Genomic DNA, 12,787 nt, shown 5'->3' with positions numbered 1-12,787 from the left:
TAACAACTAACAACTAACAACTAACAACTAACAACTAACAACTAACAACTAACAACTAACAACTAACAACTAACAACCAACAACTGCCAACTAACAACTAACAACTAACAACTAACTAATAGACGTGAATTGCTTTCATCATGTGATATGCAACTAGCAACTGCGTCAAAGCTAGCGGGTAACTTTGCAAAACTTCGCCAGTTGTGCCGATCAGTTTGCCAATTTCCGGGTTGCCTTGGGCGGTGCAAAATCCCCGCAGGTGTGGCAACTCGTTACACAACATCATTTCCAGTTCGTTTACTTGATCGCTGGTAGCGTGGGAGTCTACTTCCAAAACGTCAACAGGTTTGCCCATATCCCGATCGAGTTCCAAGCGAATTGCAGGTTTAAAATTATCACTGCCTCGACCTAAAATCTCAGTAAAATCAGGGTGAGGAATTGTCGGCCTGAGCACTAAACGGACGTTCAAATTTGATTCATTTTCCGCTTCGGGCGGGTAAAAACTAACTACAACGTCGGCAAATTGACGCTGGGGGCGAATGAAGTCTTCTGAATCCGATTCCCGCTTTTGTATTTCTGCAAGCACCTGTTCTTCAGTATAACCGCGCTTCATGATATCGCGCTTAACTTTCCACTCAGTTCGCAGCTCTTCTGGGGGAGCGAGATACACTTTTACGTCGTAAGAATCGCGGATTGTTCGGGTTGCATAACCCAGCAAACCTTCAACTATTACAAATTTACTGGGCTTGATGTATTCCGGCGGATCGAAATTACCTGTGGTGTGGTTGTAGATGGGTTTGAGAATTGCTTGTCCGGTGCGTAGCAGGCTGAGGTGCTGCTGCATGATGTCGAGGTAATTGCAGTCGGGATGCAGTGCTGTCAGCCCGATTTCGGCCCGCTGTTTTCTGTCGTAGCGGTGATAGTCGTCCGTGCAAATCACAGTGACATTTTCTGGCCCCAATACTTGGGCAATTCCCCGCGTCAGGGTGGTTTTGCCCGCTGCGCTGTCTCCGACAATACCGAGAATAATTGGTCGATCGCTCATTGTTTTTACCTCGCCGGACACTAGCAAATTTTGTTGTCAATCTTAAATCGTATCAAAATTGTGTTCGATCCGATCGCTCGCTCGGATGGTTTGACCAAGAATTTCAAAGGTGGTACCCGCCACGTGATTTATCCGTGGAATCAATCTAAAATCGAAAATCGAAAATCCTCAAGAAAGAGCATTTATCCGTGGGGTCAATCTAAAATCTAAAATCTAAAATCTAAAATCGATTGACTTGCTCCCCCGGAGTCTCCCCAATGTGTAAAATTATTGTAAAATTTCTTAATATAATGCGGCACCGGAGACTCAGGAAGCATCTGATTAAAAAATCACGCCTATTTCTCAACCGCCCGCTGTGTCGATCGTACTTTTGAATCCGGCTACTGTCAGAATTTCGGCAAAATTACCCCTGCAAAGTGTCCCGGTAGTCTCTTTTGTAGTGCAAATTGCAGCAGCGGTGGGACTGGTGCGATATTTTTGGTTTCAAAACGGGCAGCAAGCAGTGAATCAACTTGCCAGTCAATCAATCGACGCGGAGGGCGATCGAATTTACCCGGAATATGAAGTTTTAGCCAAAGCTTTCGCTGTTTTGACAAATTAATATAAATTTGAGTCAAGGATGCATTCCCACCCTCAGAAACGGTTTTTTTTTACTTTTGCTCGCCTGCTGCAACGAAGTAGTATTTTCCAGAAAAAAACAGTTTCGACACACCGGTGCGTAAGTTCTAAATTTAAACAAATATTCAGTTTAACTAAGCCCGCAGTAAGCCGATGAATCAACCATATTCTGAAAAATTTAGGGGCAGTATTTTAATTGTTGACGACAATCTTAACAATTTATCGTTACTGGAGCGGATCTTATCGAAGAAAGGCTATGAAGTACGGCTTGCACATAGCGGCAAAGTAGCGCTCGATTCTGTGGATTTGACTCAGCCTGACTTGATTTTACTTGATATTATGATGCCCGGTCTCGATGGTTATGAAGTTTGCAATCTCTTGAAAGCGAGCGATCGCACTCGCGGCATTCCCATTATTTTTTTGAGTGCTTTGGTAGAAGTTTCTCATAAGCTGAAAGCCTTTAATGCTGGCGGGGTAGACTACATTACTAAACCTTTTGAAGCCGTAGAGGTGGTAGCTAGGGTTGAAAATCAATTGCGGCTGCGGGAACTAGAGTTGCAACTCAGGGATAAAAATAAGATGTATCGCCGGGAAATCGCCTATCGCGAACAGGCAGAAATTGAAACGCGGTTGCTGTTGGAAACAACCAAATTGCAGAAAGAAGAAATTGAAGAACTGCTATTAAATATTTTGCCGAAAGCCATTGCAGATCGCTTGCAGGAGGGACAAAGCATAATTGCTGACAGCTTTTCGGATGTCAGCGTTTTATTCGCAGATTTGGTGGGATTTACGAGTTTTGCCTCTCAAAAAAGTGCAGGAGAAACGGTGAAAGTTCTGAATCAAATTTTTAGTCAATTTGACGAGTTGTCGTTGCGGCACGGTTTGGAGAAAATCAAAACTATGGGTGACGCTTACATGGTAGTCGGCGGTTTGCCGGAACCGCAGGAAAATCACGCTTTTGCGATCGCCCAAATGGCACTAGATATGCAAGCTGCTGTCGCTAGCTTCAATCTCAAAAACAATCAAAGCTTTAGTCTGCGTATTGGGATCAATATTGGTAGCGTAGTGGCGGGAGTCATTGGTTTAACTAAATTTAGTTACGATTTGTGGGGGGATACAGTGAATATTGCTCAACGGATGGAATCAAACGGTATTCCGGGAGAAATTCAGGTAACAGATGCGGTTTACGATCGTTTAAAAGATAAATTTTTGTTTAAAATGCGCGGTGCTGTTGAGATTAAAGGTAAAGGAGAAATGATGGTTTATTTGTTGCTGGGGCGAAATAAGTTATTAGTTGTTAGTTGTTAGTTGTTAGTTGTTAGTTGTTAGTTGTTAGTTGTTAGTTGTTAGTTGTTAGTTGTTAGCTCATATAGCGGTTCTCAGAAAGATGAGGTACGTTGTTGGGCTTGGGCCCTCTTAGTCTGGCTGGTTATGTAAGCTGTCAGTCATACCTCATCTTTTTGAGAAAGGCTATATCCAATTAAACAGAACTTACGCATTGGGGGTGAGAAACCCGGTTTATGAGCGTAACTCCTATGAATGAAAGATTGTTGGTGAAACCCGCCCCGACTGGATTTACATTTGTTGAAGCGGACACGATACAATGACTGACGACTAATGACTAATGACTAATGACTGATGACTAATTACCAGTCATCCTTTCGCTTGTTGCTGTAAGTTTCCCAATCCTCGTATGGCGGCTGCTGATACAAGGGTTCTGGTTCTATTTCTGATTCCAATTCGGCTGACATTTCTAATTCCGGTTCCGATTCCTGCTGATAAATGTTCAGAGGTTCGACAACGCGGGCGATCGCATCTTTGACAAATGCTTTGACAAACTCGTCTTTCCGATTTAACTGAAACTGCCTTTGCACGACTTCGGCGATGCCGCCGTCGCCCCAATCTTGGTCGTGGCGGAAATATTCAATAAAACTTTTACCGGCAATTCTGGTTAAATAAGCGGCGCTGACTGCTTGAATTGCTTTGCCAAGTATAAACCCGGCTACGCTTAACTGTAGCGCCCTTGATACTACTTGAATTACGCCTTCAACTATTCCCAAACTTGCTAGGGTTTTTGCAAGAGACAAGGCCAATTCTTTCGCGCGATCGATATTTAATTCGCAGCCGTAAATCTTGGCAATTTCTACTACCATTTGAGCGTTAACTGCTGCTGTCGCTAACAAATCCACAACTGGCAAAGGCGTTACGGCAATTACTCCGGCTCCGATCCACTGAAATCGCTCTACTACTTTATCAGCTTGCCGCCTTCTTTGAGCGTCAATTAACTTGCGCGCTTGGTCTCCCAAGTGCTGAGATTGCAGCAAAATATTATCCGCAATTAAGTCTTCGCCTTCGGCTCGCAAAATCGCAGCGATGCGCCGAATTAATGGCATAATATCCGGGTCTGGCTGAAAAATTGTGCCGTCTTCTAGTACAACTTTTTGCGGATTGGCGCTAATCGCGACTACATCCATTGCTGATACCAAACCTTTGACTCGCTGCTGCAGTCTAGTGACAATTTCATCTCTGTCGGTGTCGGGATAAAGGTCAACTTTGTTAAAAACCACGATCGACCTTTTGCCAATTTCCGCCAAAGTCCGCAGCGGTTCGTACTCGGATTTTCGCAAATCGCCGTCCAAAACAAATAAGATCAAATCTGCCCTCGCCGCCAACTGCCTCGCCAATTCCTCTCTGTAAGTTCCCGCTACTCCCGCTTCCAAAATGCCTGGGGTATCGGTAATTGCTAATTCTCGATCGATTCCTTTCAATTTCAGAGTGTAAGTTTCGCCAACTTCGGTAGTTCCCATCGGCGCGCCCACCTGTCCCGCCATCCGCCCCACCAGCGCATTCACTGCGGAAGTTTTGCCTGCAGAACCGGTACCGAAAACAACTACTCGAACGCTGCCGCGAGCCATGCTAGCTTCAATTTCGCGAGTTCTCAACAGCAAAGCTTGCCGCGCTACTTCATCTTGAATGCGATCGACTTGTTGCCTGATTGCTTTGAGATTTTCCGAAGCAGCTTCACTTTTCACAACAGGAACCTTCGGATTAATCGCCCGTTTTCCCTTAACTTTCTGAGGGCGTTGCAGCAGCCTAAAATAGTAAACCAGCGCAAAAATTAACGTTCCCAAAAGTACAATTATCAAGAAAATCAGCAAATTAGCCAGCAGCGGAGAAGCAGACCACGCAACTTGACTGTAAAGCCCTGTTAAGGAACTCACCAGCCCAATAATCAGCCCCAGGGCGAGGCAGAAAGCAGCAATTAAGGTTAACAGGCGCGGCAAAGGCATGAGTGAGCGGCAAATAAAAGGGTTATGCTTTGATTTTTACATTACGCCGATAGTCATCAGTCATTGCAAATCTAAAATCTAAAATCTAAAATGGCGAAGCGCCCGTTAGCGAAGCCCGCCCCTACGGGGGCTGCGCCAACGAAGAGGATCGTATTCCCCGATCCCGCAAATCCCGATTCTGCTTTTCCGGGGAGTGGGCGAGATTTGCGGGGTTTGAGCGCCAGCGGGACGGACAAGTGCGATCGCGCCTGAGTCTGCCATTGTAGCTTGCGCGATAACTGAGCTACAGCCGTGAAGCGTAGCTATCCCGTAGAGAATCGCCCGCCCGAACCGCAGGCTGGTTTATTTGCACCTACCTACTTACAGCGTATTCCAGGTTTGTGAAGTGTAGGGACACGGCACTGCCGTGTCCCTACGGGGAGCGATCGAGAAGCGGGTGTACTTCATAAATGTGGAATCTGCTGTATTTATTCGGTAATTTATTCGATCGCGATTCGATCAATAGTTTTTTATCACAAATAAATATCCGATTAAGTACCCAGGAACCCGGTTTCTTAACGTAAATGCGTCCTGGAAGCTCCGAAAGTAGAAACGAGAAACCGGGTTTCTCAGGCAAGGTAAAAACGTCCTAATTCACAAAAATTATCAAATTAAGTATCCATGCCATACTCTCAAATCAGTCGCAAGTTAAGTTAGACTGAATTGTCAGTGCGTGAATTATTCACAGGTTAGCATCTATGCAGCTCAAACATCTGAATCAGCCTTCACAAACACTCCCTACCTCTTGCGAGCATAACTTCAAAGACAGCCAGCCACCAAAGCTTAATTATTTCGCTCAAATAGCCCGTTCCTTTGGCAACCTCAGTATTAGCGACAAAATCTGGCGCGGGTACGCACTGGCTCTTTGTGTTGCGATTGGGGGAACGACTGTCGGGATGTTGGCGGGCAATCATTACTATCGCAGAACGAACAATCAAGTACACATCGATCGAGAAAGTCGGCTTTTAAATAAGTTGCAGGTGGCTTTACTGCGGACGCAAAACAGCCAAGAGCGGCTGATTTACTGGATCGAACAGCCTGAAATATTTGACCGCAAATACCAACAGCTACAAAACAATACCTACAGTTTGAAGTTGTCCATATCTGAAATTGAAAGTCAGAAAGACATGGAAGAGGTAGAAGGTTTACAAAATTTTAAAACCAATTACGCTTCGCTACTGTCTAATTACCTTCATCAGCTAGAAATGGTCAATCAAAAAATAAGTAATTTGCCAAATAACCCCGCTCAAAAAAGTGTTAAACGCAAGTTGCTGTCTAATTTAGATCGAGATAAAATTGGGTTGGAACTAGATAGGGCGGTCAATGATATAGCAGAAATTATCGATCGCGCCCAAGAGCAAGAAGATGCAGCGCGGGAGGCCCTGCTGCGAGCGCAGGCGCTGCGGGTGCAAATAATTTTTGGTAGCATGGCGCTGTCGATCGTCGTTGCAGCACTGCTGGCGGGCTTCACCAGTCGGGCGATCGCCAAACCCCTCGCCGCTGTAACTAATATCGCTCAGCGAGTGACCCAAGAGTCTAATTTTCAGTTGCAAGTACCTGTTACCAGCACCGATGAAGTGGGAGTATTGGCATCTTCGCTGAATCAACTGATTCAGAAAGTAAATCACTTGCTAGAAGAATTGAAATCCGAACAAGAAAGCCACATACTTCAAAATGAGAAAATGGCAACTTTGGGGCGGATGTTGGCCGGTGTTGCTCACGAAGTTAACAACCCAATCAATTTTATATATGCCAATATCGACCCGGCGAGACATTATGTTGAAGATATTTTAGATTTGCTCAACACTTACGAAACAGAAATCTCCAACGCGCCTGCTGCAGTGATCGAAAAAGGCGAAGAAATAGACATCGATTTTCTCAAAGAAGATTTGATAAAAATATTAGACTCCATGCAAGTAGGGGCTGAAAGAGCCAAAGCTATTATCTTAAGTTTGAAAGATTTTTCTCGCATCGACGATGCGGCCCCTCATCCCGTCGATTTGCACGCCTGCATAGACAGCAGTTTGCTGATTCTCAACAGCCGAGTCAAACAGGGCGTTGAAGTGGTGCGAAATTACGGGAACATTCCGAATGTTGAAGGATATATGGGTTTGCTTTACCAGGTGTTTGTGAACATTCTGAACAACGCACTAGATGCTGTGGAAGAGAAAGCAAAAAGTGAGAAAACAAGTTTTGAGGAGGCGAAAAAACAATCGGCTTCGGAGTCGATCAAACAGGAAGCACCGAGTTTTTTGCCCAGGATTGTGATTGCTACAGAATACTTGGACGAGGACTCCGTGGTAGTGCGAATTTCCGATAACGGTACGGGAATAGCGCCAGCAAGTCAAGAAAAAATGTTTGAAACATTCTTTACGACTAAACCGAGAGGTGTCGGTACTGGTTTGGGATTGGCAATCGGTCGCGAAATTATTGTCAAGAAACACGGCGGGACGATTAACTTTTGGTCGGAGGTGGGAACGGGGACGGAATTTACGATCGCCCTGCCGATTAAACATGAGGATTTAATGCCAAATACGCTTTTAGAACCTTCAATTGCTCGCGAATATAATTCCCTTTGCAACGCGAACGCACCAACAAAGTCCGAAAAGAGAGGAACTGTAAAAACTTAAAAATTATCAGTTTTTATCCCTGTTTCAAAACAGAATGCAACTGCAAGCAAGCTCCCCACTCTGATGTCATATCAATTCCGGTTACACCGTCCGTGATTGTTGACTGTTGACTGTTGACTGTTGACTGTTGACTGTTGACTAGGAGTCGAAAAACTGAATAGTTGAGTGTTAACTGTTGACTCGATATGATTCCGATGCAACCGGAAACGATATCATAATTCATTCCAAATCTAAAATCTAAAATCTAAAATCTAAAATCGATTGAATGGCTGTCGCTAGACCACTCAATGAGCGATAATACCCAAATCAAAACTATTTTTCGTAATCTTGAAAAACAGGATTTGCTATAATTTAAAGTTGAGAAACAACTGTACGGAGCAAAAATTATGGGACTATTTGACCAAATTTTGAGCGCGATCGACAATCCCAACCAACAAGCAAGTCCCAATCAGTTGGGCAACATTCTCGGTGCGGTAGAGCAGTTGAGCGGCAACCACGGCGTCGATGCGGGCACGACTCAGCTAGCAATGTCGGTTTTGGGCGGATACGTGCGATCGGCATTGCAAGACGTGCGATCGCAGTCGGGAGACGCACAAGCTCAAGAAGTTGTCAACCAATTTAGCGGCACAAATCCCAATCCGCAAGCGGTAGAGAGTTTGTTCGGAGCCGGCCAACTGACGCAGATAGTGACCGATATCGCCCAAAGAACTGGTTTAAATAACGCGACAGTGCAAGCGATGATACCTGTTTTGGTGCCGATCGTACTGAATTTGCTAAAAACCGGCACCAACGCTCAAAATCCTGCCATAAGCGGAAATCCCGTTTTGAATGCGTTTTTAGATGGAGATGGAGACGGCGATGTAGATATTACTGACGCAATGTCGATGGCTAGCCGCTTTTTGAATCAGCGCAGTTAATTTGGGATTTTTGTAACCGCAGATATCAGCGGATGGACACAGATGAACGCAGATAGGATTTGATCTGCGTCGATCTGCGGTTACAAAAACTCCTACTTTAACCCAAACCCAAATCAGTCACAGCACCAACACTGCTAGAAGAAACCAACTTAGCGTATTTAGCCAAAACGCCTTTAGTATAGCGAGGTTTAGGAGGCTGCCAAAGAGCGCGCCGCTGCTCCAATTCTGCATCAGAAATATTGAGCTGCAACAACCGATTCTTAGCATCAATCGTAATTGAATCGCCCTCTTTTACTAAAGCAATTGTGCCGCCAACTTGCGCTTCTGGTGCAACGTGACCGACAACCATGCCGTAAGTTCCGCCAGAGAAGCGACCGTCAGTAATTAACCCCACAGAATCGCCCAAACCTGCGCCAATAATTGCCGAAGTTGGTGCTAACATTTCGCGCATTCCCGGCCCGCCTTTGGGCCCTTCGTAGCGGATGATAATCACATCTCCGGCTTGAATTTTGCCCGCTAAAATTGCATCCAAACAATTTTCTTCAGATTCAAATACGCGGGCCGGGCCGGTAATTTGCGGTTTTTTAACGCCAGTAATTTTAGCAACGGCTCCTTCTGTTGCCAGATTTCCCCTCAAAATTGCTAAATGTCCTTGGGCGTACATCGGGTTGTTCCAAGGGCGAATTACGTCTTGGTCGGTTCGGGGTTCGCTGGGAATATTTGCGAGCACTTCGGCAACTGTTTTGCCGCTAATTGTCAGGGCGTCGCCGTGCAGCAAACCCTGTTCTAGCAGCATTTTCATGACTAGAGGAATGCCGCCTGCTTTGTGCAAATCGACGGCTACGTATTTGCCGCTTGGTTTGAGGTCGCACAGCACGGGCACTTTGGCTCGAATTGTTTCAAAATCGTCGAGGCACAGTTCAACGCCGATCGCATTGGAAATCGCCAATAAATGCAGCACAGCGTTGGTTGAACCGCCGATCGCCATAATTACCGCGATCGCATTTTCAAAGGCCTTGCGTGTCAAAATTTGGCTCGGCAACAACTGTTTGCGAATCGCTTCCACCAAAACTGTGGCAGATTCGGCAGCGCTGTCAGCTTTTTCGGCATCCTCAGCAGCCATTGTCGAAGAATAGGGCAAGCTCATGCCCATCGCTTCAAAAGCGCTCGACATCGTATTTGCCGTGTACATTCCGCCGCAGGAGCCGGCACCCGGACAAGCTTTTTTTTCTACTGCGGTGAGCTCTGTTTCATCAATTTTGTCGGCGCTGAATTGACCGACTGCTTCAAAAACGCTGACAACGGTTAAATCGCGTCCGTTGTGGTGTCCGGGTTTGATGGTGCCACCGTAGACAAAAATAGCAGGAATGTTCATGCGGGCGATCGCAATCATCGCCCCCGGCATATTTTTATCGCAACCGCCCACAGCCAGCACACCGTCCATACTTTGGCCGTTGCAAACAGTTTCGATGCAATCAGCAATCACGTCTCTCGATACCAGAGAATATTTCATCCCTTCAGTTCCCATCGAGATTCCGTCGCTGATAGTAATCGTGCCGAACATCTGCGGCATCGCGCCGGCTTCCCTTGCACTCGCAATAGCCCGCAAAGCCAGGTCGTTCAATCCCATATTGCAGGGCGTAATCGTGCTGTAGCCGTTGGCAATTCCCACAATGGGCTTAGTGAAATCGCCGTCGCCAAAACCGACTGCCCGCAGCATTGCCCGGTTGGGCGCGCGCTGTACGCCTCCAGTCACAGCTTGGCTTCTCAAATTTTCAGGCATTTTAAAATTTCCTTTGTCAGTTGTCTGTTTTTCAGTTGTCTGTTGTCAGTTTTTCTTTGCTGCTGGCTGTTTTACTGCCCAGTGCCGAGAGTTTTACCCTATGTTTGATTTTCTCAGAAGCGTTGATATTTGTCAGGCCCTTGAGGAGGGAGCACCACAGCAGTGCCAGGAAAGCAGTGCAAAGATTCTACAGATACTACAGCGTGCAGGGTGAATACCGTGGTTATCTGGGATGATGTGGTAACACCCATCACTCTAACGTTTGAAAATAATTGCGAGGCGAATGACATGGAGGCCGATCGAATTCTGAGGCAATATGCGGCCGGAGAAAGAAATTTTCGAGAGATTAACCTCACCGGGGCCGACTTAATAGGGGTAAACCTCAGCGAGGCTAACTTTACCAGAGCGAATTTCCAAGACGCAAACCTCAAAGGCGCTAACCTGACAGGAGCGAACTTGCGCGAGGTGAAATTGGCAGGGGTGGAGATGACGGAAGCCAACCTCAGCGAAGCAAATCTCATCGGTACCGATTTGAGCCGCGCCAATCTCAGCGGGGCTAACCTGGTGGGAGCCAACCTGCGCGGCTCAATGGCGAGAGAAGTCAACATGACCAAGGCTAATTTGACGGAAGCTAATTTGACCGAAGCCAACTTTACCGAAGCGAATTTGTTTGCGGCCAACTTAACCGACGCTAGCATGATTCGCACTAATTTGATGAAAGCAAATTTGAGTTGGTCAACTCTCAAAGCGGTAAACCTGACAAATGCCATCCTTAGCGAGTCGCTTTTAGAAAGAGCTAACCTGAATCAGGCAATTCTTAGCGGGGCGATGCTGAGCGGGGCAAACCTGACTGGTGCAGACTTGCGCCAAGTAACGATGGTGGGAGCTAATCTGAGCGAAGCTAATCTGAGTAATGCTAATTTGAGAGTTGCTAATGTGAGTTGGTCAACGCTGGCAAGAGCTAACTTGAGCGGTGCTAATTTGTACCGGGCCAAGCTGTACTGGTCTAATTTTAGCGGGGCTGTTTTGGTGGAAGCGGTTTTGATTGACGCTAATCTCAATAGAACTAACTTCCGCGATGCAGATTTGAGGCGGGCAATTATGCCCGACGGCACAACTCATGACTCTTAAAATTTGATTGTTAACTGTTAACTGTTGACTAATAACTGTTAACTGTTAACTGTTAACTGTTAACTGTTGACTAATAACTAATGACTATCAGTGAATTATTGATGCTGGGTGCGGCCGGATTTTTTGCCGGAATTCTAGCTGGATTTTTGGGTATTGGCGGCGGTACGGTGCTCGTGCCTTTGTTGGTGGCTCTCAATTACGCTCCGGTGCAAGCGGTTGCTACTAGCGGTTTGTCGATCGTCATCACAGCTATTTCTGGCAGCATCCAGAATTGGCGCATGGGCTACCTCAACTTTAGTCAAGTCGCAGGCATCGGATTTCCCGCCGTCATCACAGCACAAATCGGTGCTTATTTGGCGGGGATATTTCCGCCTTACTTGCTGTTACTTACTTTTGGGTTGTTGCTGTGGCTGAATATTTTTTTGATTGAATTGCGCGCGCGCCTGACAGCTAATCAGAAAGCGGAAGCAGAACCAGAGGAACTGGGAGGACAAGAGGAAAATGCTCAATTACCAATTACCAATACTTCAGCTACTTCGGCTTCGCTCAGTACAATTACCCTCAGTACAAGTTACCAATTACCCAATAATTCAAATATTTTATTCCAGCCAACTTTTGCTAAAATTGCTACCGGCAGTGCGGCGGGTTTATTAGCGGGTTTGTTTGGCGTAGGCGGCGGCGTGATTATGGTTCCCCTGCAAATTTTGCTGTTAGGAGAAAGCATTAAAACCGCAATTCAAACCAGCTTGGGCGTCATCGTCATTACGGCAATTTCGGCGACGGCGGGACACGCGGCGCATGGGAATGTTTTGTGGGTTTTGGGGTTGGTTCTGGGCGGCGGCGGTTTGTTGGGCGTGCAGGTGAGCACGCGGTTTTTGCCGAAATTGCCCGATCGTATTGTTAGTTTAGCTTTTCGATCGCTCTTGGCAGTGTTATCGATTTATGTTTTCTGGCAAGCTTGGCAAAAATTTAGTAATGGGTAATTGGGAATGGGGAATTGGGAATGGGGAATTGGGAATGGGGAATTGGGAATTGGGAATTGGGAATTGGGAATTGGGAATTGTAATGGTTAATATCGTTTCCGGTTGCATCGGTATTGTTCAAATCTCCAAATAGTCAGTTGTCAGTTGACATAATTTTAGTCAACAGTCAGCAGTCAACAGTCAACAGTCAACAGTCAACAGTCAGCAGTCAGCAGTCAACAGTCAGCAGTCAACAGTCAACAGTCAGCAGTCAACAGTCAACAGTCAAAAATCAACAATCAACAATCATTTCGAGGAGTGCAACCGGAATTGATATAATTGGTAATTGGTAATGGAGGCAGAGCCTCGGCG

The 12,787-nt window shown here is 46.1% G+C and carries 13 protein-coding genes; 9 read left to right on the top strand and 4 right to left on the bottom strand.

Going from position 1 to position 12,787, the window contains the following annotated elements; translation table 11 throughout:
- Positions 1-115 precede the first annotated feature (115 nt).
- Complete coding sequence (locus QUA56_RS14470; protein WP_333358664.1) at positions 116-1,045, bottom strand: phosphoribulokinase; 930 nt, start codon at positions 1,043-1,045, stop codon at positions 116-118.
- A 355-nt stretch (positions 1,046-1,400) separates the two neighbouring features.
- Between QUA56_RS14470 and QUA56_RS14465 the strand changes: the two genes are divergently transcribed.
- Both QUA56_RS14465 and QUA56_RS14460 read left to right on the top strand, forming a co-directional pair.
- A complete protein-coding gene (locus QUA56_RS14465) occupies positions 1,401-1,646 on the top strand; it encodes a hypothetical protein (protein WP_333358662.1) in 246 nt (81 codons plus the stop codon).
- A gap of 170 nt (positions 1,647-1,816) precedes the next feature.
- Complete coding sequence (locus QUA56_RS14460; protein WP_333358660.1) at positions 1,817-2,971, top strand: adenylate/guanylate cyclase domain-containing protein; 1,155 nt, start codon at positions 1,817-1,819, stop codon at positions 2,969-2,971.
- Between the two features lie 338 nt (positions 2,972-3,309).
- On the opposite strand, the gene QUA56_RS14455 is transcribed toward QUA56_RS14460, so the two are convergent.
- Entirely contained in the window at positions 3,310-4,953 is a 1,644-nt protein-coding gene (locus tag QUA56_RS14455) for a GTP-binding protein (RefSeq protein ID WP_333358658.1), read from the bottom strand.
- A gap of 90 nt (positions 4,954-5,043) precedes the next feature.
- On the opposite strand from QUA56_RS14455, the gene QUA56_RS14450 reads away from it, so the two are divergent.
- Both QUA56_RS14450 and QUA56_RS14445 read left to right on the top strand, forming a co-directional pair.
- On the top strand, positions 5,044-5,205 hold the full coding sequence (locus QUA56_RS14450; protein ID WP_333358656.1) for a hypothetical protein: 162 nt from the start codon (positions 5,044-5,046) through the stop codon (positions 5,203-5,205).
- A gap of 485 nt (positions 5,206-5,690) precedes the next feature.
- Entirely contained in the window at positions 5,691-7,622 is a 1,932-nt protein-coding gene (locus QUA56_RS14445; RefSeq protein ID WP_333358654.1) for an ATP-binding protein, read from the top strand.
- A gap of 13 nt (positions 7,623-7,635) precedes the next feature.
- Here the strand turns inward: QUA56_RS14445 and QUA56_RS14440 are convergent, their stop codons facing one another.
- On the bottom strand, positions 7,636-7,845 hold the full coding sequence (locus QUA56_RS14440; RefSeq protein WP_333358652.1) for a hypothetical protein: 210 nt from the start codon (positions 7,843-7,845) through the stop codon (positions 7,636-7,638).
- 163 nt (positions 7,846-8,008) lie between these two features.
- On the opposite strand from QUA56_RS14440, the gene QUA56_RS14435 reads away from it, so the two are divergent.
- Positions 8,009-8,539: a DUF937 domain-containing protein gene (locus QUA56_RS14435; protein WP_333358650.1), complete on the top strand. Its 531-nt coding sequence runs from the start codon at positions 8,009-8,011 to the stop codon at positions 8,537-8,539.
- 97 nt (positions 8,540-8,636) lie between these two features.
- On the opposite strand, the gene ilvD is transcribed toward QUA56_RS14435, so the two are convergent.
- Positions 8,637-10,322: a dihydroxy-acid dehydratase gene (ilvD, locus tag QUA56_RS14430; protein WP_333358648.1), complete on the bottom strand. Its 1,686-nt coding sequence runs from the start codon at positions 10,320-10,322 to the stop codon at positions 8,637-8,639.
- Positions 10,323-10,610: 288 nt separating this feature from the next.
- Here ilvD and QUA56_RS14425 point away from each other — a divergent pair, with 288 nt between their 5' ends.
- The 4 genes from QUA56_RS14425 (at position 10,611) to QUA56_RS14410 (ending at position 12,768) form a co-directional block, all read left to right on the top strand.
- Entirely contained in the window at positions 10,611-11,453 is an 843-nt protein-coding gene (locus QUA56_RS14425) for a pentapeptide repeat-containing protein (protein ID WP_333358672.1), read from the top strand.
- An 80-nt stretch (positions 11,454-11,533) separates the two neighbouring features.
- Positions 11,534-12,436: a sulfite exporter TauE/SafE family protein gene (locus QUA56_RS14420; protein WP_333358646.1), complete on the top strand. Its 903-nt coding sequence runs from the start codon at positions 11,534-11,536 to the stop codon at positions 12,434-12,436.
- Positions 12,429-12,569 (top strand): hypothetical protein, encoded by a 141-nt coding sequence (locus QUA56_RS14415; protein ID WP_333358644.1) that lies wholly within the window; start codon positions 12,429-12,431, stop codon positions 12,567-12,569. Before QUA56_RS14420 ends, QUA56_RS14415 begins: the two co-directional genes overlap by 8 nt.
- Positions 12,570-12,573: 4 nt before the next feature.
- On the top strand, positions 12,574-12,768 hold the full coding sequence (locus QUA56_RS14410; protein WP_333358642.1) for a hypothetical protein: 195 nt from the start codon (positions 12,574-12,576) through the stop codon (positions 12,766-12,768).
- Positions 12,769-12,787: the final 19 nt, after the last annotated feature.

Origin of the sequence: Microcoleus sp. N3A4, from assembly GCF_036701805.1 — a bacterium.
Lineage (GTDB): Bacteria > Cyanobacteriota > Cyanobacteriia > Cyanobacteriales > Microcoleaceae > Microcoleus.
This window is presented reverse-complemented; position numbering and strand designations above follow the sequence as displayed.

Excerpts from the sequence above, each read along its gene's own strand:
- QUA56_RS14455 (WP_333358658.1), bottom strand. The coding sequence starts at position 4,953 with ATGCCTTTGCCGCGCCTGTTAACCTTAATTGCTGCTTTCTGCCTCGCC.
- QUA56_RS14450 (WP_333358656.1), top strand. The coding sequence starts at position 5,044 with ATGGCGAAGCGCCCGTTAGCGAAGCCCGCCCCTACGGGGGCTGCGCCA.
- QUA56_RS14415 (WP_333358644.1), top strand. The coding sequence starts at position 12,429 with ATGGGTAATTGGGAATGGGGAATTGGGAATGGGGAATTGGGAATGGGG.
- QUA56_RS14425 (WP_333358672.1), top strand. The coding sequence starts at position 10,611 with ATGGAGGCCGATCGAATTCTGAGGCAATATGCGGCCGGAGAAAGAAAT.
- QUA56_RS14435 (WP_333358650.1), top strand. The coding sequence starts at position 8,009 with ATGGGACTATTTGACCAAATTTTGAGCGCGATCGACAATCCCAACCAA.
- QUA56_RS14470 (WP_333358664.1), bottom strand. The coding sequence starts at position 1,045 with ATGAGCGATCGACCAATTATTCTCGGTATTGTCGGAGACAGCGCAGCG.
- QUA56_RS14460 (WP_333358660.1), top strand. The coding sequence starts at position 1,817 with ATGAATCAACCATATTCTGAAAAATTTAGGGGCAGTATTTTAATTGTT.
- QUA56_RS14445 (WP_333358654.1), top strand. The coding sequence starts at position 5,691 with ATGCAGCTCAAACATCTGAATCAGCCTTCACAAACACTCCCTACCTCT.
- QUA56_RS14440 (WP_333358652.1), bottom strand. The coding sequence starts at position 7,845 with ATGAATTATGATATCGTTTCCGGTTGCATCGGAATCATATCGAGTCAA.
- ilvD (WP_333358648.1), bottom strand. The coding sequence starts at position 10,322 with ATGCCTGAAAATTTGAGAAGCCAAGCTGTGACTGGAGGCGTACAGCGC.
- QUA56_RS14420 (WP_333358646.1), top strand. The coding sequence starts at position 11,534 with ATGACTATCAGTGAATTATTGATGCTGGGTGCGGCCGGATTTTTTGCC.